Annotated in this window: 39 protein-coding genes; all 39 read left to right on the top strand. The window is 34.2% G+C overall.

Going from position 1 to position 23,885, the window contains the following annotated elements; all coding sequences use genetic code 11:
- The first annotated feature begins 231 nt into the window (after positions 1-231).
- Positions 232-654 carry a 30S ribosomal protein S12 gene (gene rpsL / locus FRIFI_RS14720; protein ID WP_092921782.1) on the top strand — a complete coding sequence of 141 codons (423 nt, stop codon included), beginning with the start codon at positions 232-234 and terminating at the stop codon, positions 652-654.
- Positions 655-779: 125 nt separating this feature from the next.
- Positions 780-1,250: a 30S ribosomal protein S7 gene (gene rpsG / locus FRIFI_RS14725; protein ID WP_092921784.1), complete on the top strand. Its 471-nt coding sequence runs from the start codon at positions 780-782 to the stop codon at positions 1,248-1,250.
- Between the two features lie 49 nt (positions 1,251-1,299).
- On the top strand, positions 1,300-3,366 hold the full coding sequence (gene fusA / locus FRIFI_RS14730; protein ID WP_092921786.1) for an elongation factor G: 2,067 nt from the start codon (positions 1,300-1,302) through the stop codon (positions 3,364-3,366).
- A gap of 81 nt (positions 3,367-3,447) precedes the next feature.
- Positions 3,448-4,641 (top strand): elongation factor Tu, encoded by a 1,194-nt coding sequence (gene tuf, locus FRIFI_RS14735; protein WP_092921788.1) that lies wholly within the window; start codon positions 3,448-3,450, stop codon positions 4,639-4,641.
- Between the two features lie 405 nt (positions 4,642-5,046).
- A complete protein-coding gene (rpsJ, locus tag FRIFI_RS14740; RefSeq protein WP_092921790.1) occupies positions 5,047-5,358 on the top strand; it encodes a 30S ribosomal protein S10 in 312 nt (103 codons plus the stop codon).
- Between the two features lie 91 nt (positions 5,359-5,449).
- Positions 5,450-6,079 (top strand): 50S ribosomal protein L3, encoded by a 630-nt coding sequence (gene rplC / locus FRIFI_RS14745; protein WP_166506190.1) that lies wholly within the window; start codon positions 5,450-5,452, stop codon positions 6,077-6,079.
- Between the two features lie 28 nt (positions 6,080-6,107).
- Positions 6,108-6,731 (top strand): 50S ribosomal protein L4, encoded by a 624-nt coding sequence (rplD, locus tag FRIFI_RS14750; RefSeq protein WP_092921794.1) that lies wholly within the window; start codon positions 6,108-6,110, stop codon positions 6,729-6,731.
- Positions 6,731-7,021 carry a 50S ribosomal protein L23 gene (rplW, locus tag FRIFI_RS14755; protein ID WP_092921796.1) on the top strand — a complete coding sequence of 97 codons (291 nt, stop codon included), beginning with the start codon at positions 6,731-6,733 and terminating at the stop codon, positions 7,019-7,021. The genes rplD and rplW overlap by 1 nt, the downstream gene beginning before the upstream one ends.
- Positions 7,022-7,053: 32 nt before the next feature.
- Positions 7,054-7,884 carry a 50S ribosomal protein L2 gene (rplB, locus tag FRIFI_RS14760; protein ID WP_092921798.1) on the top strand — a complete coding sequence of 277 codons (831 nt, stop codon included), beginning with the start codon at positions 7,054-7,056 and terminating at the stop codon, positions 7,882-7,884.
- A 34-nt stretch (positions 7,885-7,918) separates the two neighbouring features.
- Positions 7,919-8,200, top strand: coding sequence for a 30S ribosomal protein S19 (gene rpsS / locus FRIFI_RS14765; RefSeq protein WP_092921800.1), 282 nt, complete (start codon positions 7,919-7,921; stop codon positions 8,198-8,200).
- 32 nt (positions 8,201-8,232) lie between these two features.
- A complete protein-coding gene (rplV, locus tag FRIFI_RS14770; RefSeq protein ID WP_092921802.1) occupies positions 8,233-8,568 on the top strand; it encodes a 50S ribosomal protein L22 in 336 nt (111 codons plus the stop codon).
- Between the two features lie 22 nt (positions 8,569-8,590).
- Positions 8,591-9,406, top strand: a complete 816-nt coding sequence (rpsC, locus tag FRIFI_RS14775) for a 30S ribosomal protein S3 (protein WP_092921804.1) — start codon at positions 8,591-8,593, stop codon at positions 9,404-9,406.
- Between the two features lie 33 nt (positions 9,407-9,439).
- Entirely contained in the window at positions 9,440-9,871 is a 432-nt protein-coding gene (gene rplP / locus FRIFI_RS14780) for a 50S ribosomal protein L16 (protein ID WP_092921806.1), read from the top strand.
- Between the two features lies 1 nt (position 9,872).
- The gene (rpmC, locus tag FRIFI_RS14785; protein WP_092921808.1) at positions 9,873-10,076 is read left to right on the top strand and encodes a 50S ribosomal protein L29; all 204 of its coding nucleotides are present in this window, start codon (positions 9,873-9,875) and stop codon (positions 10,074-10,076) included.
- Positions 10,077-10,099: 23 nt separating this feature from the next.
- Positions 10,100-10,354 (top strand): 30S ribosomal protein S17, encoded by a 255-nt coding sequence (gene rpsQ, locus FRIFI_RS14790; protein ID WP_092921810.1) that lies wholly within the window; start codon positions 10,100-10,102, stop codon positions 10,352-10,354.
- A 26-nt stretch (positions 10,355-10,380) separates the two neighbouring features.
- Positions 10,381-10,749 (top strand): 50S ribosomal protein L14, encoded by a 369-nt coding sequence (gene rplN / locus FRIFI_RS14795; protein ID WP_092921812.1) that lies wholly within the window; start codon positions 10,381-10,383, stop codon positions 10,747-10,749.
- 22 nt (positions 10,750-10,771) lie between these two features.
- Complete coding sequence (gene rplX / locus FRIFI_RS14800; protein ID WP_092921868.1) at positions 10,772-11,077, top strand: 50S ribosomal protein L24; 306 nt, start codon at positions 10,772-10,774, stop codon at positions 11,075-11,077.
- A gap of 25 nt (positions 11,078-11,102) precedes the next feature.
- A complete protein-coding gene (gene rplE, locus FRIFI_RS14805; protein ID WP_092921814.1) occupies positions 11,103-11,645 on the top strand; it encodes a 50S ribosomal protein L5 in 543 nt (180 codons plus the stop codon).
- A gap of 48 nt (positions 11,646-11,693) precedes the next feature.
- On the top strand, positions 11,694-11,879 hold the full coding sequence (locus FRIFI_RS14810; RefSeq protein ID WP_071119031.1) for a type Z 30S ribosomal protein S14: 186 nt from the start codon (positions 11,694-11,696) through the stop codon (positions 11,877-11,879).
- Positions 11,880-11,911: 32 nt separating this feature from the next.
- Positions 11,912-12,310, top strand: coding sequence for a 30S ribosomal protein S8 (gene rpsH / locus FRIFI_RS14815; RefSeq protein ID WP_092921816.1), 399 nt, complete (start codon positions 11,912-11,914; stop codon positions 12,308-12,310).
- A gap of 30 nt (positions 12,311-12,340) precedes the next feature.
- Complete coding sequence (gene rplF / locus FRIFI_RS14820) at positions 12,341-12,883, top strand: 50S ribosomal protein L6 (RefSeq protein ID WP_092921818.1); 543 nt, start codon at positions 12,341-12,343, stop codon at positions 12,881-12,883.
- A 38-nt stretch (positions 12,884-12,921) separates the two neighbouring features.
- Positions 12,922-13,290: a 50S ribosomal protein L18 gene (gene rplR / locus FRIFI_RS14825; protein WP_092921820.1), complete on the top strand. Its 369-nt coding sequence runs from the start codon at positions 12,922-12,924 to the stop codon at positions 13,288-13,290.
- Positions 13,291-13,317: 27 nt separating this feature from the next.
- The gene (rpsE, locus tag FRIFI_RS14830) at positions 13,318-13,824 is read left to right on the top strand and encodes a 30S ribosomal protein S5 (RefSeq protein WP_092921822.1); all 507 of its coding nucleotides are present in this window, start codon (positions 13,318-13,320) and stop codon (positions 13,822-13,824) included.
- 14 nt (positions 13,825-13,838) lie between these two features.
- A complete protein-coding gene (rpmD, locus tag FRIFI_RS14835) occupies positions 13,839-14,024 on the top strand; it encodes a 50S ribosomal protein L30 (protein ID WP_092921824.1) in 186 nt (61 codons plus the stop codon).
- A gap of 33 nt (positions 14,025-14,057) precedes the next feature.
- Entirely contained in the window at positions 14,058-14,501 is a 444-nt protein-coding gene (gene rplO / locus FRIFI_RS14840) for a 50S ribosomal protein L15 (protein WP_092921826.1), read from the top strand.
- A 40-nt stretch (positions 14,502-14,541) separates the two neighbouring features.
- Complete coding sequence (gene secY / locus FRIFI_RS14845) at positions 14,542-15,810, top strand: preprotein translocase subunit SecY (RefSeq protein WP_092921828.1); 1,269 nt, start codon at positions 14,542-14,544, stop codon at positions 15,808-15,810.
- Between the two features lie 15 nt (positions 15,811-15,825).
- The gene (locus tag FRIFI_RS14850; RefSeq protein ID WP_166506191.1) at positions 15,826-16,476 is read left to right on the top strand and encodes an adenylate kinase; all 651 of its coding nucleotides are present in this window, start codon (positions 15,826-15,828) and stop codon (positions 16,474-16,476) included.
- Positions 16,476-17,225, top strand: coding sequence for a type I methionyl aminopeptidase (gene map / locus FRIFI_RS14855; RefSeq protein ID WP_092921832.1), 750 nt, complete (start codon positions 16,476-16,478; stop codon positions 17,223-17,225). The genes FRIFI_RS14850 and map overlap by 1 nt, the downstream gene beginning before the upstream one ends.
- 19 nt (positions 17,226-17,244) lie before the next feature.
- On the top strand, positions 17,245-17,523 hold the full coding sequence (locus FRIFI_RS14860; RefSeq protein WP_092921834.1) for a KOW domain-containing RNA-binding protein: 279 nt from the start codon (positions 17,245-17,247) through the stop codon (positions 17,521-17,523).
- Between the two features lie 28 nt (positions 17,524-17,551).
- The gene (infA, locus tag FRIFI_RS14865) at positions 17,552-17,770 is read left to right on the top strand and encodes a translation initiation factor IF-1 (RefSeq protein ID WP_092727842.1); all 219 of its coding nucleotides are present in this window, start codon (positions 17,552-17,554) and stop codon (positions 17,768-17,770) included.
- Between the two features lie 34 nt (positions 17,771-17,804).
- Positions 17,805-17,918 (top strand): 50S ribosomal protein L36, encoded by a 114-nt coding sequence (rpmJ, locus tag FRIFI_RS14870; protein WP_002509257.1) that lies wholly within the window; start codon positions 17,805-17,807, stop codon positions 17,916-17,918.
- Positions 17,919-18,071: 153 nt separating this feature from the next.
- A complete protein-coding gene (gene rpsM, locus FRIFI_RS14875; RefSeq protein ID WP_092921836.1) occupies positions 18,072-18,443 on the top strand; it encodes a 30S ribosomal protein S13 in 372 nt (123 codons plus the stop codon).
- A gap of 29 nt (positions 18,444-18,472) precedes the next feature.
- Positions 18,473-18,868: a 30S ribosomal protein S11 gene (rpsK, locus tag FRIFI_RS14880; RefSeq protein WP_092921838.1), complete on the top strand. Its 396-nt coding sequence runs from the start codon at positions 18,473-18,475 to the stop codon at positions 18,866-18,868.
- A 34-nt stretch (positions 18,869-18,902) separates the two neighbouring features.
- The gene (gene rpsD, locus FRIFI_RS14885; RefSeq protein ID WP_166506192.1) at positions 18,903-19,526 is read left to right on the top strand and encodes a 30S ribosomal protein S4; all 624 of its coding nucleotides are present in this window, start codon (positions 18,903-18,905) and stop codon (positions 19,524-19,526) included.
- 77 nt (positions 19,527-19,603) lie between these two features.
- A complete protein-coding gene (locus tag FRIFI_RS14890) occupies positions 19,604-20,551 on the top strand; it encodes a DNA-directed RNA polymerase subunit alpha (RefSeq protein WP_092921842.1) in 948 nt (315 codons plus the stop codon).
- 19 nt (positions 20,552-20,570) lie between these two features.
- Positions 20,571-20,912: a 50S ribosomal protein L17 gene (gene rplQ / locus FRIFI_RS14895; RefSeq protein ID WP_092921844.1), complete on the top strand. Its 342-nt coding sequence runs from the start codon at positions 20,571-20,573 to the stop codon at positions 20,910-20,912.
- A 494-nt stretch (positions 20,913-21,406) separates the two neighbouring features.
- On the top strand, positions 21,407-22,237 hold the full coding sequence (locus tag FRIFI_RS14900; protein ID WP_092921846.1) for an energy-coupling factor transporter ATPase: 831 nt from the start codon (positions 21,407-21,409) through the stop codon (positions 22,235-22,237).
- Entirely contained in the window at positions 22,228-23,094 is an 867-nt protein-coding gene (locus FRIFI_RS14905; RefSeq protein ID WP_166506193.1) for an energy-coupling factor transporter ATPase, read from the top strand. Before FRIFI_RS14900 ends, FRIFI_RS14905 begins: the two co-directional genes overlap by 10 nt.
- Entirely contained in the window at positions 23,088-23,885 is a 798-nt protein-coding gene (locus FRIFI_RS14910) for an energy-coupling factor transporter transmembrane component T family protein (protein WP_166506194.1), read from the top strand. Before FRIFI_RS14905 ends, FRIFI_RS14910 begins: the two co-directional genes overlap by 7 nt.

The raw sequence follows: 23,885 nt of genomic DNA on the forward strand, positions 1-23,885 counted from the left end.
AAAGTGTGCAATTGAAAGTTATCTAAGAGCTTATGGCTCTTAGAGTTTTCAATTGGACTTTATATAATTAAAGAACTAGCAGCACCAAACTGCAAAGAGCTAAAACCACAGGAATGTGAGTTAATAGACATTTAATTGTGAGTAACGTAAGTTACTATGAATCAATATGCTTTCATATTGATGTAGTTGGCGGTCATTAAGATCGAAAATTTGGAAAAGGAGGTGCAGATGATGCCAACAATTAACCAATTAGTTCGTAAAAGAAGACAAGCAATAGAAAAGAAATCTACTGCTCCAGCATTACAAAAAGGGTACGATTCTTTACACAAGAAATCTACTAACACAAGTTCACCACAAAAAAGAGGAGTTTGTACTTCAGTTAAAACAGTAACTCCTAAGAAACCTAACTCAGCTTTAAGAAAAGTTGCCAGAGTTAGATTAACAAACGGAATAGAAGTTTCTGCTTATATACCAGGTGAAGGACACAACTTACAAGAGCATAGTGTTGTTCTTATAAGAGGAGGAAGAGTAAAAGACCTTCCAGGGGTTAGATACCACATATTAAGAGGTACATTAGATACTGCAGGTGTTGATAAGAGAATGCAAGCAAGATCTAAGTACGGTGCTAAGAGACCTAAAGCTGCAAAGAAATAGTAAAAATTAACAATTGATTATAGTGCGGTGCTTTAAATATATATAGATATTTATGGCATCACGGCATATTATGATGTCGAGTACCTATGATTTAATAATATCAAATAATTAAGGAGGGAAGCAAAATGCCAAGAAAAGGTAATGTTCCAAAGAGAGAAGTATTAGCTGATCCAATGTATGGAAGTAAAGTTGTTACTAAGTTAATAAACAATTTAATGATAGATGGAAAAAAAGGAAAAGCTCAAACAATAGTATATGATGCTTTTGCTTTAGTAGCTGAAAGAACAGGAGAAGAAGCCATAGAAGTATTCAACAGAGCTATGGATAACATAATGCCTGTTTTAGAAGTTAAAGCTAGAAGAGTTGGTGGAGCTAACTACCAAGTTCCAGTTGAAGTTAGACCAGAAAGAAGACAAACTTTAGGTTTAAGATGGTTAGTAAACTACACTAGAGCTCGTGGAGAAAAAGGAATGGTTGAAAAGTTAGCGAAAGAAATAATGGACGCTGCAAACAACACAGGAGCTTCAGTTAAGAAGAAAGAAGATACTCATAAGATGGCAGAGGCTAATAAAGCATTTGCTCACTACAGATTCTAATAGTAGGATATAAAGATACCTTTTAAGGGATATCGTAAGGAGGAGAACCATGGCTAGAAAGTTTCCTTTAGAAAGAACTAGAAATATAGGAATCATGGCTCATATAGATGCAGGAAAAACTACTACTACAGAAAGAATCCTATTCTATACAGGGCAAACACATAAAATAGGAGAAACTCACGAAGGAGCTTCTCAAATGGACTGGATGGAGCAAGAGAAGGAAAGAGGTATAACAATAACTTCTGCCGCTACTACTGCTGCATGGAGAGACCATAGAATAAACATAATAGATACACCAGGACACGTCGACTTCACAGTTGAGGTTGAAAGATCTCTAAGAGTTCTTGACGGTTCAGTTGCTGTATTCTGTGCTAAAGGTGGGGTTGAACCTCAATCTGAGAACGTATGGAGACAAGCTGATAACTACGGTGTACCTAGAATAGCATTCGTAAATAAAATGGACATCATGGGTGCAGACTTCTTTAACGTTGTATCAATGATGAGAGAAAGATTAAATGCAAATGCTGTACCAATGCAATTACCAATAGGTAAAGAAGATTGGTTAGAAGGTGAAGTTGACTTATTAGAAATGAAAGCTCATATCTATAAAGACGACTTAGGAAAAGAAATAGAAATAACTGAAATACCAGAAGATATGAAAGAATTAGCTCAAGAGTGGAGAGAAAAAATGGTTGAAGCAGTAGCTGAAACTGATGAAGATCTAATGATGAAATATCTTGAAGGTGAAGAGCCAACTATAGAAGAGTTAAAAACTGCTATAAGAAAGGCTACTATAGCTTGTGAAATGAACCCAGTATTCTGTGGATCTGCTTACAAGAACAAAGGTGTTCAGTTATTATTAGATGCAGTTGTTGATTATTTACCAGCTCCAACTGATATAGCTGCTATAAAAGGTATATTAGAAAATGGTGAAGAAGCAGAAAGACACTCATCTGATGAAGAACCATTCTCAGCTTTAGCATTCAAAATAATGACTGACCCATTCGTTGGTAAGTTAGCATTCTTCAGAGTTTACTCTGGAATAATGCAAGGTGGATCATACGTACTAAACTCTACTAAAGGTAAGAGAGAAAGAATAGGACGTATACTACAAATGCATGCTAATACAAGAGAAGAAATAACAGAAGTATACGCAGGAGACATAGCTGCAGCAGTAGGATTAAAAGATACTACTACTGGAGATACTTTATGTGATCCAGCTAATCCAATAATACTTGAATCTATGGAATTCCCTGAGCCAGTTATATCTGTTGCTATAGAGCCTAAGTCTAAAGCAGCTCAAGAAAAGATGGGTATAGCTCTTCAAAAATTAGCTGAAGAGGATCCAACTTTCAGAGTTAAGACTGATGAAGAAACAGGACAAACTATAATATCTGGTATGGGTGAATTACACTTAGAGATAATAGTTGATAGATTATTAAGAGAATTCAAAGTTGAAGCTAACGTTGGTGCTCCACAAGTTGCTTACAGAGAAACTATAACTCAACCAGTAGATGTTGAATACAAGTACTCTAAGCAATCAGGAGGTAGAGGACAATACGGACACGTTAAGATCAGAGTTAATCCTCAAGAGCCAGGTGCTGGTTACAAGTTTGAAAACAAAACTGTTGGTGGATCTGTTCCTAAGGAATATGTTGGACCAACTGATGCAGGTATACAAGGTGCAATGCAATCTGGTATAGTTGCTGGATACCCAGTTGTTGACGTTGCTGTTGAATTATACGATGGTTCTTACCATGAAGTCGATTCATCAGAAATGGCATTCAAGATGGCTGGTTCTATGGCTATGAAGGAAGCTATGAAGAAAGGTAATGCAGTATTACTCGAGCCTTACTTCAAAGTTGAAGTTGTTACTCCAGAAGAGTACATGGGAGATGTTATGGGTGGATTAAACTCTAAGAGAGGTTTAATACAAGGTATGGAAGCTAGATCTGGTGCACAAGTTATAAATGCATTCGTTCCACTTTCAGAAATGTTTGGATACTCTACTGAGTTAAGATCATCTACTCAAGGTCGTGCAACATACACAATGATATTCGACCACTACGAGCAAGTTCCAGCTTCAGTTGCTAAGAAAATAGCTGAAGGAAAATAATAATTTTTTTAAAAATAAGTATAATAAGTAAGACGAGGTTACCTCGTCTTACATAAAATATATATAGGGAGGTATTTCAAAATGGCTAAAGCTAAATTTGAAAGAAATAAGCCGCACGTTAATATAGGAACTATAGGACACGTTGACCACGGTAAAACTACATTAACAGCTGCAATAACAAAAACTTTATTCGATAGATATCAATTAGGAGAAGCAGTAGATTTCGCTAACATAGATAAAGCTCCAGAAGAAAGAGAAAGAGGAATCACAATATCAACTGCTCACGTTGAATACGAAACTCCAAACAGACACTACGCACACGTTGACTGTCCAGGACATGCTGACTACGTTAAGAACATGATAACAGGAGCAGCTCAAATGGATGGTGCTATATTAGTTTGTTCAGCAACTGATGGACCAATGCCTCAAACAAGAGAGCATATATTATTATCAAGACAAGTTGGTGTACCATACATAGTAGTATTCTTAAACAAGTGTGATATGGTAGACGACGAAGAATTATTAGAGTTAGTTGAAATGGAAGTTAGAGACTTATTAAATGAGTACGAATTCCCAGGAGATGACACTCCAATAGTAAGAGGATCTGCTTTAATGGCATTACAAGATTCTTCTTCAGAGTGGGGAGACAAAATAGTTGAATTATTCGAGCAAATAGATGAATATATACCAGCTCCAGAAAGAGACGTTGACAAAGACTTCTTAATGCCAGTAGAAGACGTATTCTCTATAACAGGTAGAGGAACAGTTGCTACAGGTAGAGTTGAAAGAGGAGTATTAAAGGTTCAAGACGAAGTTGAAATAGTAGGACTTGCTGACGAGCCAAGAAAAGTTGTAGTAACAGGAGTAGAAATGTTCAGAAAGTTATTAGACCAAGCACAAGCTGGAGATAACATAGGAGCATTAATAAGAGGTGTACAAAGAAATGAAATAGAAAGAGGACAAGTTATGGCTAAGCCAGGAACAGTTAAGCCTCACACTAAGTTCAATGCAGAAGTATACGTTCTTAAAAAAGAAGAAGGTGGAAGACATACTCCATTCTTCGATGGATACAGACCACAATTCTACTTCAGAACAACTGACGTAACAGGAACTTGTAAGTTACCAGAAGGTACAGAAATGGTTATGCCTGGAGATAACATACAAATGACTATAGAGTTAATAAACTCAATAGCAATAGAAGAAGGATTAAGATTCGCAATAAGAGAAGGTGGAAGAACAGTAGCATCAGGTGTTGTTGCTTCTATAATAGAGTAATCTTTTCTTAAGTGATTAATCTATATATAAAGGGGGAGCTTGCTCCCTCTTTTTTGATATAAGTAATAAAAATGAAATAAAGTGATAAAATGTTAGTTATATTTATTTGACAATGGAGACAAAATTTTATATACTAAATGAGTGCCTTGGAAAAGGACACAAATCGAGTTTGTTCCTAAGTTTTACATAAAAAAATAAACTTTGTAAAATTATAAAAAAAACTTGAAAAATAGTAAAAAATGATTTAAAATATAATAGTGTGCTTGAGAGATACGAAAATATAAACTAAATCTTAGTTAAGGGCGACCGACTGTCGAGTGAAAAAACACAACACACCCGGAAGTGTGTATCGGCATAAGTCGTGCGTAACTAAAAGATAACGTGCGATAAAGGAGGGAAAATACAATGGCTAAAAATGAACAAATAAGAATAAGATTAAAGTCATATGATCACAAATTATTAGATTTTTCAGCTGCTAAAATAGTTGAAACTGCTAAGAAAGCTGGATCACAAGTTTCAGGACCTGTGCCACTACCAACAGAAAAGCAAGTAGTAACTATATTAAGAGCTGTTCATAAGTACAAAGACTCTAGAGAGCAATTCGAAATAAGAACTCACAAGAGATTAATAGACATAGCTAACCCAACACCTAAGACAGTTGACTCATTAATGAGATTAGACTTACCAGCTGGTGTTGATATAGAAATAAAGTTATAATAGCAACCTAAGATACTTATCCTATAAGGTAACTATCTTAGAATGATTATACAATAGTATAATCCGCTGTAAGATTATAGGAGGTGCTAATATGAAAGGAATATTAGGAAAAAAAGTTGGAATGACTCAAATATTCACTGAAGAAGGTATAGTAGTACCAGTAACAGTGGTTGAGGCAGGACCAGTAGTTGTAACTCAAGTTAAAACAACTGAAAAAGATGGATACAACGCAGTTCAAGTTGGTTTTGAAGATGCTAAAGAAAAATCTTTAAACAAGCCTCAAAAAGGTCATTTAGCTGCTGCTAATGTATTAAAGAAACACTTAAAAGAATTCAGAGTAGAATCTACAGAAGAATACTCAGTTGGACAAGAAATAAAGGCTGATTTATTCGCTGCAGGTGAAAAAATAGATGTAACTGGAACAAGTAAAGGTAAGGGATTCCAAGGTCCTATAAAGAGACATGGACAATCTAGAGGCCCTGAATCTCACGGTTCTAGATACCACAGAAGACCAGGTTCAATGGGAGCATGTTCTTTCCCAGGTAGAGTTTTCAAAAACAAAAAATTAGCTGGACACATGGGTAGCGTTAAAGTTACTATACAAAACTTAGAAGTTGTTAAAGTAGATGCTGATAAGAACCTTATATTAGTTAAGGGTGCTATACCAGGAGCTAAAGGTTCAGTAGTAACTATAAAGGAAGCTGTTAAAGCTTCTAAATAATAACTAACCTAAGAAAGGAGGAAGCACAATGCCAAAATTAAATGTATTAAATATAACTGGACAAAACGTTGGGGAAATAGAATTAGCTGATGCTATATTCAACGTAGAAGTTAACGAACACGTTTTATATGAAGTTGTTAAAAATCAATTAGCAAACAAGAGACAAGGTACTCAATCTGCTAAAACTAGAGCAGAAGTTAGAGGTGGCGGAAGAAAACCTTGGAAACAAAAAGGAACAGGTAGAGCTAGACAAGGTTCTATAAGAGCTGTACAATGGGTTGGCGGAGGAGTTGCTTTTGCACCTAAGCCAAGAGATTACAGATATACTTTACCTAAGAAAGTTAGAAGATTAGCTATGAAATCTGCTTTATCTTCAAAAGTTCAAAATGGTGAAATGATAGTATTAGATGCTTTAACAATGGAAGCTCCTAAGACTAAAGAATTCGCTGCTATATTAAAGAACATAAACGCTGCTAAGAAAGCTTTAGTAGTAACTGCTGAAAACAACGAAAACGTAATAAGATCAGCTAGAAACATAGAAGGTGTTGCAACTGCTACAGTTAACACTATAAATGTTTACGATATATTAAAGTATGATTCATTCATAATAACTACAGACGCTGTTAAAAAAGTGGAGGAGGTGTACGCATAATGACTAATCCACATGATATAATAATAAAGCCAGTTGTTACTGAACAAAGTATGACTGAGATGGTTGGAAAGAAATACACTTTTGTTGTTGCTAAGAGTGCAAACAAAACTGAAATAAAGAAAGCTGTAGAAGCTATATTCGGAGTTAATGTTGAAAAAGTTAACACATTAAACTACGATGGAAAAGTTAAGAGAATGGGTAGATACGAAGGAAGAACTGCAAGCTTCAAGAAAGCAGTAGTTAAATTAGCTGCTGATAGCAAAGAAATAGAATTCTTCCAAGGTATGTAATTTAACCCTAGTAAACGAAGGAGGGAAAACAGATGGCTATAAAAAAGTTTAAACCAACTTCTCCTGCCTTAAGACAAATGACAGTTTTAGTTTCTGATGAGATAACTTGCAATGAACCAGAAAAATCTCTTTTAGTTTCATTAAAGAAGAACTCTGGTAGAAATGCTCACGGTAAAATAACTGTTCGTCACAGAGGTGGAGGAAACAGAAGAAAATATAGAATAATAGATTTCAAAAGAAATAAAGACGGAGTACCTGCAAAGGTTGCTACTGTTGAATACGATCCAAACAGAACAGCTAACATAGCTTTATTACACTATGCAGATGGTGAAAAGAGATATATATTAGCACCTGTTGGAATAAATGTTGGAGATACATTATTATCAGGACCAACAGCTGACATAAAGCCAGGAAATGCATTAGCATTAAAGGACATGCCAGTAGGTACTGTAATACACAATATAGAATTAAAGCCAGGAAAAGGAGCTCAATTAGTAAGATCTGCTGGAGTTTCTGCTCAATTAATGGCTAAAGAAGGAAAGAAAGCTTTATTAAGATTACCATCAGGAGAAATGAGATTCGTTTCTATAGAGTGTAAAGCTACTATAGGACAAGTTGGTAACATAGAACACGGTAACGTTGTTATAGGTAAAGCAGGTAGAAAGAGACATATGGGTATAAGACCTACAGTTAGAGGTTCTGTAATGAACCCTTGTGACCATCCACACGGTGGTGGGGAAGGTAGAACTTCAATAGGTAGACCTTCACCAGTTACTCCATGGGGTAAACCAGCTCTTGGATACAAAACTAGAAAGAAAAACAAAGCTTCTGATAAGTTAATAGTATCAAGAAGAACTAAGTAATAGATTTACTTTTGCTCGGAAAGGAGGAGTTTAAATGTCAAGATCAACTAAAAAAGGACCTTTCGTACATGCGAGACTTTTAAAGAAAATAGAGGCTATGAACGCTAGTGGAAATAAAGAAGTTATAAAAACTTGGTCAAGAAGTTCAACTATATTCCCTCAAATGGTAGAACATACTATAGCTGTTCATGATGGAAGAAGACATGTACCTGTATTTATAACAGAAGACATGGTTGGACACAAGTTAGGAGAATTCGTTCCTACAAGAACTTTCAAAGGACACAAGGACGACGAAAAATCTAATAAGAGAAAATAATTAATTTTTCGCTAAGGAAGGAGGAATAGCAAATGGAAGCAAAAGCTACTGCTAAATATGTACGTGTATCACCAAGAAAAGCAGGACAAATCTGCAGCCTTGTTAGAGGAAAAAATGTAGACGAAGCGTTAGCAATATTAAAGTTCACTCCAAGAGGAGCAGCTGATATAATAGCTAAGGTTGTTAAGTCTGCTAAGGCAAACGCTGAAAATAACCATGAGATGAACGTTGAAAATTTATACGTTGCATCAATAGTTGCAAACCAAGGACCAACAATGAAGAGATTCATGCCTAGAGCTATGGGACGTGCAACAATGATAAGAAAAAGAACTTCTCACATAGAGGTTGTTCTTAAGGAAAGAAAATAATAAATAGATAGGAGGGAAAGTAATGGGTCAAAAGGTTAATCCACACGGACTAAGAGTCGGTGTTATAAAAGATTGGGACTCAAGATGGTTCGCAGATAAAAAAGAGTTCGGAAATTTATTATTAGAAGACCATAATATACGTAAATTCTTAAAGAATAGATTATATTCTTCAGGAGTTGCGAAGATAGAAATAGAAAGATCAGCAAACAAGGTTAAGATAGACTTACACGTTGCTAAGCCAGGTGTAGTTATAGGAAAAGCTGGTGCTGGTATAGAAGCTTTAAAAGCTGAATTAGAAAAAATGACTAAGAAGACTGTTATAGTTAACATAGTTGAAGTTAGAAACCCAGATAAAGATGCTCAATTAGTGGCAGAAAATATAGCATTAGCTATAGAAAGAAGGGTTGCTTTCAGAAGAGCTATGAAACAAGCTATACAAAGAGCTATGAAGTCTGGAGTTAAAGGTATAAAAGTTTCTGCTTCAGGAAGATTAGGTGGAGCTGAAATGGCTAGAACTGAAGGATACAGTGAAGGAAATGTACCTCTTCAAACATTAAGAGCTGATATAGATTACGGTTTCGCTGAAGCTAACACTACTTACGGGAAAACTGGTATAAAAGTTTGGATATGTAACGGAGAAGTTCTTCCAACTAGAAACGGTGTAAACCCAAGAGAAGATAGAAGAGACAACAGAAGAAACAACAAGAGAAACGATAGAAGAGATAACAGAAGAAACGATAGAAGAGGGAATGATAGAGGAAACAACAGAGGACAAAGACCTCAAGGACAAAGACCTCAAGGATCAAGACCTCAAAGAACTGAAAAGAAAGATAACTAATATTAAAAAGGTTCGAGGAAGGAGGAAATACTCATGTTAATGCCAAAAAGAGTAAAGCGTCGTAGAGTTCATAGAGGAAGTATGGCTGGAAAAGCTCACAAGGGTAACAAAGTTACTTACGGTGAGTTCGGACTAGTTGCTTTAGAAGCTTCTTGGATAACTTCTAACCAAATAGAAGCTGCCAGAATCGCTATGACTAGATCTATAAAAAGAGGGGGAAAAGTTTGGATAAAAATATTCCCACATAAACCAGTAACAAGAAAACCTGCTGAAACTCGTATGGGTGCCGGTAAAGGTTCACCAGAATACTGGGTAGCAGTTGTTAAGCCAGGAAGAGTTATGTTCGAATTAGCAGGTGTTTCTGAAGAAAAAGCTAGAGAAGCAATGAGACTTGCTATGCACAAACTTCCTGTAAAATGTAAGTTTGTAAAGCGTGAAGATTTAGAAGTAAAAGGTGGTGAATAGGATGAAAGCTAAAGAATTAAGAGATTTAACAAGCGAAGAGCTAATGAATAGATTAAATGACTTCAAAAGTGAATTATTTAGCTTAAGATTCCAATTAGCTACTGGTCAATTAGAAAACACAGCAAGAATAAAATTCGTTAAGAAAGATATAGCTAGAGTTAAAACTATACTTGCTGAAAGAAAGTTAAACGAAACTAGAGCTTAATTTGGAAAGGAGGCTTTTTAACCATGGAAAGAGGAAGAAGAAAAGTTAGAATAGGCCGTGTTGTAAGTGACAAAATGGACAAAACAATAGTTGTTGCTGTTGAAGACTTCGTACGTCACCCATTATACAACAAGCCAGTTAAGAGAACTAAAAAATTCAAAGCTCACGATGAACAAAATGTTTGTAGAATCGGAGATAAAGTTAAAATAATGGAAACTAGACCTTTATCAAAGGATAAGAGATTCAGATTAGTTGAAGTTGTTGAAAAAGTTAAGTAGTTTATTGGTAAAGGAGGGATTACGATATGATACAACAAGAAACACGTTTAAGAGTTGCGGATAACTCTGGTGCTAAAGAAATACTATGCATACGTGTACTAGGCGGAAGTAAAAGAAGATATGGTAACATAGGCGACGTAATAGTTGCTACTGTTAAAAGTGCAACACCTGGTGGAGTTGTAAAAAAAGGTAAAGTTGTTAAAGCTGTTATAGTAAGAACTAAGCAAGGCGTGAGACGTAAAGACGGAAGTTATATATCTTTCGACGAAAATGCTGCAGTTATAATAAAAGACGATAAAACTCCAGTAGGAACTCGTATATTCGGGCCTGTTGCTAGAGAGTTAAGAGATAATGACTTTATGAAAATAGTTTCTCTTGCTCCAGAAGTACTATAATAAGGAGGTGCAATAGGACATGATGCGTGTTAAAAAAGGTGACACTGTTGTAGTTATAGCAGGTAAAGATAAGGGTAAAAAAGGTACAGTTACTAAAGTATTCCCTAAGGCTAACAGAGTATTAGTTGAAGGTGTAAACGTAATAACTAAGCACCAAAAACCAACTGCTATAAACCCACAAGGTGGAATAGTAAACAAAGAAGCTTCAATACACATATCTAACGTAATGCCAGTAGATCCTGAAACAGGAAAAGGTACAAGAGTTAGATTTGAAATGAAGGATGGAAAAAAAGTAAGAGTATCAGTAAAGAGCGGAAAAGAAATATAATTTAGCTTGAAAGGAGGGACCTTAAATGGCTTCTAGATTACAAGAAAAATACATGAAAGAAGTTGCTCCTGCTTTAATGGAGAAATTCGGATATAAGAATGTTATGGAAATACCTAAGTTAGAGAAAATAGTTATCAACATGGGTATAGGAGATGCTAGAGAAAATCCAAAAGGATTAGAAAAAGCAGTAGAAGAAATGGAAATGATATCTGGTCAAAAGCCAGTTATAACTAGAGCAAGAAAATCTGTTGCGAACTTCAAATTAAGAGAAGGTATGCCAATAGGTGCAAAAGTTACATTAAGAGCTGACAAAATGTACTACTTCATGGACAAGTTAGTATCTGTATCTTTACCAAGAGTTAGAGACTTCAGAGGAGTTAACGCTAACGCATTCGATGGTAGAGGTAACTACGCTTTAGGTGTTAAAGAACAATTAATATTCCCTGAAATAGAATACGATAAGGTAGACAAAGTAAGAGGAATGGATATAATATTTGTTACTACTGCGAAAACTGACGAAGAAGCACGTGAATTATTAAAATTATTAGGAATGCCATTTTCTAAGTAAGCTTAGAAAAGGCAATTTTCTAAGCTAAGAAAAGAAGGAGGGATTCCAGTGGCTAGAAAAGCGATGGTTGTAAAACAACAAAGAAAACAAAAGTACGCTACTAGAGAATACACTAGATGTACTATATGCGGTAGACCACATTCAGTACTTAGAAAGTTCGGAATATGCCGTATATGCTTTAGAGAATTAGCTTACAAGGGTCAAATACCTGGTGTTAGAAAAGCAAGTTGGTAAAACTTTGATATAAATGGAAGGAGGGTTTCAATATGACAATGACAGATCCAATAGCAGATATGCTTACTCGTATAAGAAATGCTAACGTAGTTAAACATGAGACTGTTGATGTTCCAGCTTCTAATATAAAGAAAGAATTAGCTAGAATACTATTAGAAGAAGGATTCGTTAGAGGATACGATGTAATAGAAGATGGAAAGCAAGGAATAATAAGAATACAATTAAAGTACGGACAAACAGGAGAAAGAGTTATATCAGGATTAAAGAGAATATCTAAGCCTGGTATGAGAGTTTACGCTTCTAAGCACGAAATACCAAGAGTATTAAACGGTTTAGGAATATCAGTAATATCTACTTCTAAAGGAATATTAACTGATAAGCAAGCTAGAAAAGAAAATGTTGGTGGAGAAGTAATCTGCTACGTTTGGTAATATAGACGAAAGATGTAAGGAGGTGCGATTATGTCAAGAATAGGTGTTAAACCAATAACTGTACCAGCAGGTGTTGAAGTTACTATAGCTGAAGGAAACTTAGTTACTGTAAAAGGACCAAAAGGTACATTAAGCAAGCAATTTGATGCTGCTTTAACTATAAAGCAAGAGGAAAATACTATAACTGTTGAAAGACCAACTAACAACAAGCAACACAGAGCACTACACGGGTTAACTAGAACTTTAATAGATAACATGGTAGTAGGTGTTACTAACGGTTTCGAAAAGAAATTAGAATTAGTAGGTGTTGGATACAGAGCTCAAAAGCAAGGAAAGAAATTAGTTATGAGTTTAGGATTCTCTCATCCGGTAGAAATGGAAGATCCAGAAGGAATAACAGTTGAAGTTCCAAACCAAACTGAGTTAACAGTTAAAGGTATAGATAAGCAATTAGTAGGAAACTACGCTGCTAAGATAAGAGACTGGAGAAAGCCAGAGCCATACAAAGGTAAAGGTATAAGATACGCTGGTGAAGTAGTAAGACGTAAAGAAGGTAAAACTGGTAAGAAGTAATAAATACCAAACTTAAACGCTAGAAAGGAGTGAGCCTGGTGATAAAGAAAGCTGATAAAAATGCAAACAGACTTCAAAGACATAAGAGAGTTCGTAGAAAAATAACTGGAACTACTCAAAGACCAAGATTATGTGTATTCAGAAGTTCTAATAACATATACGCTCAAATAATAGATGATACAAACAGAGTTACTTTAGTATCTGCATCTTCATTAGACGCAGACGTTAAAGGAGCTGTTAGTCATACAGGAAATAAAGAAGCAGCTAAAATGGTCGGAGAATTAGTGGCTAAGAAAGCTGTAGAAAAAGGAATCACTGAAGTTGTATTCGACAGAGGTGGATACTTATATCACGGAAGAGTTCAAGTATTAGCAGAAGCTGCTAGAGAAGCTGGACTTAAGTTCTAATAAGAGAAACAAAGGAGGGAAATGCACATGCGTCGTAAGATTATAGATGCCAGACAACTTGACTTAAAAGAAAAAGTTGTTGAAGTTAGACGTGTTACTAAAGTTGTAAAAGGTGGTAGAAACTTCAGATTTGCAGCGTTAGTAGTAGTTGGAGATGAAAACGGACACGTTGGTATAGGTACTGGTAAAGCGATGGAAGTACCAGATGCTATAAAGAAAGCAGTAGAAGATGCTAAGAAGAATCTTATAAATGTACCTATAGTTGGTACAACTATACCTCACGAAGTTCACGGACACTTCGGTGCTGGTAAAATATTAGTAATGCCTGCTAAGCAAGGTACAGGAGTTATAGCTGGGGGACCTGCTAGAGCCGTACTTGAGTTAGCTGGTTTAACAGATGTTAGAGCTAAATCTTTAGGAACTAACAACCCAAGAAACATGGTAAATGCTACAATAGAAGGACTTAAATCTCTTAAGAGAGCTGAAGATATAGCTAAATTAAGAGGTAAAAAAGTTGAGGACCTTCTAGGGTAAGGAGGTAGTAAGAAATGGCTAAATTACAAATAAAATTAGTTAGAAGTATAATAGGAACTACTCCTAACCAAAAGAAAAACGTAGAAGCGTTAGGATTAAGAAAAAGAGAACAAGTAGTTGTTAAAGAAGATAATGCCCAAATAAGAGGGATGATAGCTAAGGTTAGTCACTTAGTAGAAGTAACTGAAATAGCTGAGTAATAAATAGATAAGACGAATAAGGAGGTGCAATCCATGAAGTTACATGAGTTAAAACCTGCTGAAGGTGCAGTAAGAGCTAAGAAAAGATTAGGTAGAGGTACTGCTACTGGACAAGGTAAGACTGCAGGACGTGGACAAAAAGGACAATGGTCTCGTTCAGGTGGTGGAGTTAGAGTTGGATTCGAAGGTGGACAAATGCCACTTGCTAGAAGACTTCCTAAGAGAGGATTCAACAACATATTCAAGAAAGTTTATACAGAAGTTAATGTAGCTGCTTTAAACAGATTCGAAAACGGAACTGAAATAACTGCTGAAGTTTTAAAGGCTGCTAGAGTTATAAGCAAAATAGAAAAAGACGGCATAAAGATCTTAGGTGAAGGAAACTTAGAAAAGGCGTTAACAGTTAAGGCTGCTAAGTTTACTGCTTCAGCTCAAGAAAAAATAGAAAAAGCTGGAGGAAAGGCAGAATTAGTTTAATCTAATCTGCTGCTCTTAGCCGAATAGGCGGGGTGATATCGTGCTGTCAAACTTAAAACAAGCTTGGAAGCTTAAAGATGTAAGAAGAAAAATATTATATACTTTGATGATGATTGTAGTATTTAGGATAGGTGCAGCTATACCTGTTCCTGGAGTTGATACAAGTATTATAAAGGGAATGGTTGACTCAAATGGTCTTCTTTCCCTATATAATCTGTTCACTGGAGGTGCATTTAGTAACTTTACACTATTTGCATTAGGTGTAGGACCATATATCACAGCATCTATCATAATACAACTTCTAACTGTAGGTTTTGAAAGTTTGGAAGAACTTCAAAAGTCTGGTGAAGAAGGAAAGAAAAAGATTAATAAATATACTAAGTACATTGCATTAGCATTAGCTTTTGTTCAAGCTATAGCGATAACGCTAGGTATTGTAAGAGGAGCTTTAAAAAGTGATAATGCATTCTTTATTATAACAGTTATATTGACATTAGTATCAGCAAGTATGCTTCTAATGTGGATAGGGGACAAAATTACTGAAAAAGGATTAGGTAATGGAAGTTCTATTATAATATTTATAGGTATTATCTCAAGAATACCAGTAGATGTTATATCAACTGTAAACTTAGTAAAAAGTGGCAAAATAGCTATATGGGCAGTAGCTCTGTTAGCAGTAGTAATACTTTTAACAATAACTGCAGTCACATATATACAAGAAGCCACAAGAAAAATCCCAGTACAATATGCAAAAAGAGTTGTTGGAAGAAAGATGTATGGAGGACAAAGTTCTCATATACCTATGAAAGTTAATCAATCGGGAGTTATACCAGTAATTTTCGCTAGTTCACTTTTAGCATTCCCTCAAACTTTAGCAATGTTTATGGGTGCAGATGCTCAAGCTTTTGTGCAAACATATTTAAATCCAGTACAATCTCCAGGAGTTTGGATTTATAGAGCGCTTGAAGTTCTGCTGATAGTATTCTTCTCTTATTTCTATACTACTGTATCATTTAATACAGAAGATATAGCAAATAATATGAAAAATAACGGTGGGTTTATACCAGGTATTAGACCAGGACAACCTACAATAGATTATTTAAATAGAATATTATCAAGACTTACTCTAGCTGGAGCTTTATTCTTAGCTTGTATCGTTATGGTATCTGCTATAATAATGTTCTTTATGAAACTTCAAATAACACTAGTAGGTACATCTTTACTAATAGTTGTTGGTGTTGCATTAGAACTTAAGAGACAGTTAGAATCAAATCTGGTTATGAGAACATACCAAGGTTTCTTAAAATAAATTGGAGATGATAGTATGAGAATAATATTACTTGGACCTCCTGGTGCTGGTAAAGGTACTCAGGCAGCAGGTATTGTTGAAAAATACAATATACCTCATATATCAACAGGTGATATATTCAGAAAGAACATAAAAGAAGGAACAGAGCTTGGAAAGAAAGCTAAAGAATATATAGATCAAGGATTATTAGTTCCAGATGAGTTAACTGTAGGTTTAGTTACAGACAGAGTATCTCAAGATGACTGTAAGAATGGATTTATGTTAGATGGATTCCCAAGAAATGTTGCTCAAGCTCAACATTTAGATACGTTCTTAAATAAAACTAATATAGCTTTAGACAAGGTAGTTAATATCGAAGTTGATAAGGAAATATTAGTTGGTAGAGCTGTAGGAAGAAGAATATGTAAATCTTGCGGTGCTACGTATCATGTTAAGTTTAATCCTCCTAAAGTTGAAGGAGTATGTGATGTATGCCAAGGTGAATTATACCAAAGAGCAGATGACACAGAAGAAACTGTATCAAAGAGAATACAAGTTTACTTAGATGAAACTAGACCATTAGTTGACTATTATAGCAAACAAGGTATAATAGCTAACATAGATGGGCAACAATCTATAGATAAGGTATTTGAAGATATAGTAAACGCTTTAGGAAGTGAAAAATAATGATTACATTAAAATCTAAAAAAGAAATAGAACTTATGAGAGAGGCGGGCAAAATTGTCGCTGAAACTCATGAGATATTGAAATCAGCTGTTATTCCGGGAATATCTACACTAGAGTTAGATAAAATAGCTGAAGAGAATATAAGAAAATATAATGCAATTCCATCTTTTAAAGGTTATGGAGGTTTCCCAGGATCTATATGTGCTTCTATAAATGAAGAGGTAGTTCATGGTATACCAAATGCTAACAGAATTTTAAAAGAAGGCGACATTATAAGTTTAGATGTAGGTGCCTATTATAAAGGATATCATTCAGACTCTGCGAAAACTCATGGGGTAGGAATAATATCTGAAGAAGATAGGAAATTAATAGAAGTAACAAAAGAAAGCTTCTATGAAGGTTTAAAATTTGCTAAACTAGGATATAGATTATCTGATATCTCACACGCAGTACAAGCACACGTTGAAAAACATGGTTTTTCAGTAGTTAGAGATTTAGTTGGTCATGGAGTTGGAACTGAACTTCATGAAGATCCTCAAATACCTAACTATGGTCCAGCAGGTAAAGGTCCAAGACTTTTAGAAGGAATGGTCTTAGCTGTAGAGCCAATGGTTAACGCTGGTAAATATCACGTTAAAACATTAGCAGATGACTGGACAATTGTCACAATAGATGGCAAAAAATCAGCTCATTATGAGCATACAATAGCAATCACTGAAGATGAGCCGCTGATATTATCAGCACTTTAATCATAAAGTAGGTGAATAAATGCTATTAAATAAGCTAAGTATAGGTCAAGTTGTAAAAGCTTTATCAGGTAGAGAACAAGGAAGACTATTTTTTATAGTAGAAGTAGTTGACCATGAATATGTTTTAATATCTGATGGTAAGACAAGAAAACTTGGTAAGCCTAAGCTAAAAAAAGTTAAGCACTTAAAGATATATGACTTTATTAGCGAAGAAGCAAAACAAATGATTATATCTAAGCAGAATAATACAGATGCTTTTTTAAGAGCTCAACTTACTAAGTTAGATCAAAGGATTTAACTTATTGAAATGGAGGTTTGGTTAGTTAATGGCCAAAAAAGATGTTATAGAACTAGAAGGTACAGTTACAGAAAACTTACCTAATGCTATGTTTAAAGTAAAATTAGAAAATGGACATGAAGTATTATGTCACTTATCTGGAAAGCTAAGAATGAACTTCATAAGAATCCTTGAAGGTGATAAGGTGAATGTTGAGCTTTCTCCATATGACCTTACAAGAGGAAGAATCACTTGGCGTAAGAAGTAGACTATTTTAATATTAGTCTAAGGAGGGATTAACAATGAAAGTAAGACCATCAGTAAAACCAATATGCGAAAAGTGCAAGGTTATAAAAAGAAAAGGTAAAGTAATGGTTATCTGTGAAAATCCAAAGCACAAGCAAAAGCAAGGATAATAAATTATACTAGTAATTTGTAAAATTTTGTAGTATAATATTTAATTGTGATATTAGCAATTAAACTTTAAAATCGTTGAAATCTGTTTCGGATTTAACATGAATTAACACAAGTTTAGAATCGAAAAAATTAAGTGTAGGAGGTGCGAACTAATGGCAAGAATAGCTGGGGTAGATTTACCTAGAGAAAAAAGAGCGGAAATAGGCTTAACTTATATATACGGTATAGGTAAGGCAACTGCTAACGAAATATTAGCTAAAGCTGACATAGATCCTAACGTAAGAATAAAAGACTTATCAGAAGAGCAAGTTAACGAATTAAGAAAGATAATAGATAATGATTTCTTAGTTGAAGGTGACTTAAGAAGAGAAATCGCTTTAAATATAAAGAGATTAAGAGATATAAAATGTTACAGAGGTATGAGACATGCTAAAGGTCTTCCACTAAGAGGACAAAGAACTAAGACTAACGCTAGAACTAGAAAAGGTCCTAGAAAAACTGTATCTCGTAAGAAGAAGAAGTAATAAATAAAAACTAGATAGGAGGGAAAACAATGGCTAAGCAAAAGAAAGTTACACGTGTAAGAAGAAAAGAGCGTAAAAATATAGAACGTGGGCAAGCTCATATACAATCTACTTTCAACAATACAATAATAACTTTAACTGATGTTCATGGGAACGCTATATCAGCTGCATCTTCAGGACAATTAGGATTCAAAGGATCAAGAAAAGCGACTCCTTTCGCATCTCAAATGGCTGCTGAAACTGCTGCTAAAGCTGCAATGGAACACGGTTTAAAAACTGTTGAAGTATTCGTAAAGGGGCCAGGTTCAGGAAGAGAAGCTGCTATAAGAGCATTACAAGCTACTGGATTAGAAGTAACTATGATAAAGGACGTTACTCCAATCCCTCACAATGGATGTAGACCACCAAAGAGAAGAAGAGTGTAATTATATAAACAAGTAAATTAGGAGGTGTAAAGACATGGCAAGATACACAGGTGCATCATGCAGACAATGTCGTAGAGAAGGAATGAAATTATTCCTTAAAGGTGACAGATGTTATACTGATAAATGTGCTATAGTTAAGAGAAACTATGCTCCAGGACAACATGGACAAGGAAGAAAGAAAGTTTCTAACTATGGATTACAATTAAGAGAAAAGCAAAAAGTTAAGAGAATATACGGAGTTTTAGAAACTCAATTCAGAAACCTATACGAGCGTGCTGAAAAAATGGCTGGTATAACAGGGGAAAACTTATTAAGCTTATTAGAAAGAAGATTAGACAATGTTGTTTACAGAATGGGATTAGCTTCATCTAGAAAAGAAGCTAGACAATTAGTAGGACACGGTCACTTCTTATTAAACGGACACAAGGCTGATATAGCTTCTATAACAGTTAAGCCAGGTGACGTTATAACAGTTAAAGAAAGATCAAAATCATCTGCTAAATTCAAAGCTTTAGTAGAAAACAATACAAGAATAGCTCCTAAGTGGTTAGAAACTAACTTAGACGAAATGAGCGCTAAAGTTGTTGCTAACCCATCAAGAGAAGATATAGATCTTGAAATAGCAGAGCACTTAATAATAGAGCTTTACTCTAAGTAATAAATATATTTTAAAATTTATTTTTGAGATTTTGTTTACCCTCAGTGGATTAATAAATTTAAAGGAGGGTTTTGTCCATGATAGAAATAGAAAAACCAAAAGTAGATATAATAGAGCTTAGCGAAGATTATAGATATGGAAAGTTTGTCATAGAGCCTCTTGAAAGAGGCTATGGCATAACTGTAGGTAATGCTTTAAGAAGAATATTATTATCATCTTTACCAGGTGTAGCAGTTAATGCTATAAAAATAGATGGAGTTCTTCATGAATTCTCAACTGTTGCTGGTGTTAAAGAAGATGTTACTGAAATAATATTAGCATTAAAAGAACTTTCAGCTACTATAGATGGTGAAGGAAGCAGAACTCTTAAAATAGAGGCTGAGGGTCCATGTACTATAACTGGTGCTGATATAATATGTCCTTCTGATGTTGAAGTATTAAGCAAAGATTTAAAAATAGCAACATTAGATGACAATGCTAAGTTAAATATGGAAATAATGATAGATAAAGGTAGAGGTTATGTTTCTGCTGAAGAAAACAAGACAGAGCATATGCCTATAGGAGTTTTACCTGTAGATTCAATCTATACTCCTATTGAAAAAGTGAGCTACCATGTTGAAAATACAAGAGTAGGTCAAAAGTCAGACTATGACAAATTAACACTAGAAGTTTGGACTAATGGAAGCATAAACCCTCAAGAGGGAATATCTCTTGCAGCTAAAGTTTTAGTTGAACATTTAAATCTATTCATAGACTTAACAGAGCATGTAAGCAATGTTGAGATAATGGTAGAAAAAGAAGAAGACCAAAAAGAAAAAGTTCTTGAAATGACTATAGAAGAATTAGATTTATCAGTTAGATCTTACAACTGTTTAAAGAGAGCGGGAATAAACACAGTTGAAGAATTAGCTAATAAGTCTGAGGACGATATGATGAAGGTTAGAAATCTAGGGAAAAAATCTTTAGAAGAAGTAATCCAAAAGTTAGAAGAACTTGGATTAGGTCTAAAACCAAGCGAAGAATAGTTAGTGAAGGAGGGATATCATGGCTACTTACCGTAAATTAGGACGTGAGACAGCTCACAGAAACCTTATGTTAAGAAACTTAGTAACTGATTTACTAAGAAATGGAAGAATAGAAACTACTGTTACTAGAGCTAAGGAAACTAGAAGAATGGCAGAAAAGATGATAACTCTTGCTAAAAGAGGAGATCTTCATGCTAGAAGACAAGTTTTAGCTTATGTTATAGATGAAACTGTAGTAAACAACTTATTCACTGAAATAGCTCCAAAATATGCTGAGAGAAACGGTGGATACACAAGAATAATAAAGAAGGGTCCAAGAAGAGGGGACGCTGCTGAAATGGCATTTATAGAATTAGTATAATTCTTGTGAAGGATTAAGCTTATAGCTTAATCCTTTTTTAAATATAAATTTGTACAAAAATAATATCTTTAATCCACTGTAGGTTTGTTTTATAGCCTTTATAAACTATGATAGATTCTATAGTTTATAAAGGCTATATTTTTATATTCAGATAAAGTTAGGTGCAAAAAACAAACTTACAAAGGATAAAAATTACGGGGGAATAGTAGATAAAATCTATGATGTATAATTTGAAATATGATCCTTGTTTAGATATATTTATAGTTCATAAAATATAATTGAACATATAATTATAAAATTAAGAAAAATGTATGCTAGCGGCAGATATAAGTAGATTTTAAGATAAACGTACTTGTGTTTTTTGCGATGAACTATGATATAATACTAGTCAAAATGGTTTTTGTTTAAAAAATAGAGTTTATTAACACTAATAAGGTATTAGTTATTTATATATGACGAAGTTGCTTTAATTACTTATGAAAAGGAGTAAATAAATGAACAATATAGTAAAAGTGAATAATATATCTTATGAGTATATTACAGAAGATAGCACTTTTAAAGCAATAGACAGATTAACACTAGATGTAAAAGAAGGTGAATTTGTTGCTATAATTGGTCACAATGGTTCTGGAAAGTCTACATTATCTAAGAACTTAAATGCTATACTGGTTCCCACTGAAGGAGATATACTTATAGATGGAATGAATACAAAAGAAGAAGATAAATTATGGGATATAAGGCAAACAGCAGGTATGGTATTTCAAAATCCAGATAACCAAATTGTTGCTACAATAGTAGAGGAAGATGTTGCTTTTGGCCCAGAAAACCTAGGGATAGATCCTATAGAAATAAAACATAGGGTTGAAGAATCGTTAAAGAGTGTCGGTATGTATGAGTTAAGAGATAGACAACCACACCTATTATCAGGAGGACAAAAACAAAGAGTAGCTATAGCAGGAATAATAGCTATGAAGCCAAAATGTATAATATTTGATGAAGCAACGGCTATGTTAGACCCATCTGGAAGAAAAGAAGTAATGAAAACTATAAAAAAGTTAAACAAAGAAGAAAATATTACCGTATTACATATAACTCACTTTATGGAAGAGGCAGTAGAAGCTGATAGAGTTATAGTTATGGAAAAAGGTAAAAAAATATTAGAAGGAACTCCAAGAGAAGTATTTAGTCAAATAGATACATTAAAAGGTATAGGATTAGATGTTCCTTATATGACGGAATTATCTAGTATGTTATATAAAGAAGGTATAGATATAAAAAAAGATATATTAACTGTAGATGAGATGGTGATGGAATTATGTCGATAGAGATAAAAGGTTTAACTCATATATATAACGAAGGAATGCCTTTTGCTAGTAAGGCGTTAGACAATGTTAGTTTTGAAATTAAAGATAGAGATTTTGTAGGGTTAATAGGACATACTGGTTCTGGTAAATCAACATTAATACAGCATTTAAATGGGATATTAAAGCCTCATTCTGGAGAGATAAATATAAATGGATTTAACATAACAGATCCAAGCTTAAACCTAACAGAAGTTAGAAAAAGGGTAGGAGTAGTGTTTCAATACCCTGAATATCAATTATTTGAAGAAACAATAGAGAAAGATATAGCTTTTGGACCTAATAATTTAGGCTTAGACCCTGAAGAAGTTGATCGTAGGGTAAAAGCATCAATGGAAGCTGTTGGGCTTGATTATGAATTATTTAAAGATAAATCTCCATTTGAATTATCAGGAGGTCAAAAAAGAAGAGTAGCAATAGCTGGAGTTATAGCTATGAAACCAGAAGTACTTATTTTAGATGAACCTGCAGCTGGATTAGATCCAGGTGGAAGGGATGAAATATTTAATTTAATAAAAACACTGCATAAAGAAAATAATATGACAATAATATTATCTTCTCATAGTATGGATGATATGGCTAGATTAGCAAAGACTTTGATAGTTATGAATAAAGGGAAAGTAGAATTTATAGGGACTCCTAAAGAAGTGTTTAAATCTAACTCTTCAAGACTTAAGGAAATAGGTCTTGATATACCTCAAGTATTAGAGTTAGCAATAAAGCTAAGAGAAAATGGATTTGACATAAAAGAAGATATCATAACTATACAAGAAGCTAAGGAAGAAATATTAAGAGTTATGAGAGGTAAAAAGAAATGTTAAAAGATATAACTATAGGGCAGTATTATCCTGTAAATTCGGTAATTCACAAGCTAGATGCTAGAGTTAAGCTTATAGCCACTTTCATTTTTATGATATCTCTATTTATAATAAATAAATTCTGGCCATATGCTATTGTTTTGTTAGCTCTAGTAGCTATTATAAAATCATCAAAATTGCCAGGTAAATATATATTAAAAGGATTAAAACCATTAAGATGGATTATAATATTTACATTTGTAATCAATGTATTTTTCTTACCAGGAGATGTCATTTGGTCATTTGGTTTCTTAAGAATTACAAGTCAAGGTTTAGAACAAGCTATATTTATGGCTATAAGGCTTATATTCTTAGTTGTAGGGACTTCTTTACTTACCCTAACAACTACACCTATGGACCTAACAGACGGCATAGAGAGGCTTTTAAATCCATTAAACAAGGTTGGATTTCCTGTACATGAATTAGCTATGATGATGACAATAGCTTTAAGATTTATACCTACTCTATTAGATGAAACTGATAAAATAATGAAAGCTCAAATGTCAAGAGGGGCAGATTTTGAAAGTAAAAATCTTATAAATAGAGCTAAAAACTTAGTGCCATTACTAGTACCTTTATTTGTAAGTGCATTTAGAAGAGCTGAAGAACTTGCTGCTGCAATGGAAGCTAGATGTTATAGAGGTGGATACAATAGGACAAAAATGAAACAAGCTATAATGACAAAAGCAGATTATGTAGCTAATGGTATACAGATTGTATATTTGGTTATAATTATAGCTACTAGATTTATGTAA

Origin of the sequence: Romboutsia hominis, assembly GCF_900002575.1 — a bacterium.
Classification (GTDB): domain Bacteria; phylum Bacillota; class Clostridia; order Peptostreptococcales; family Peptostreptococcaceae; genus Romboutsia_C; species Romboutsia_C hominis.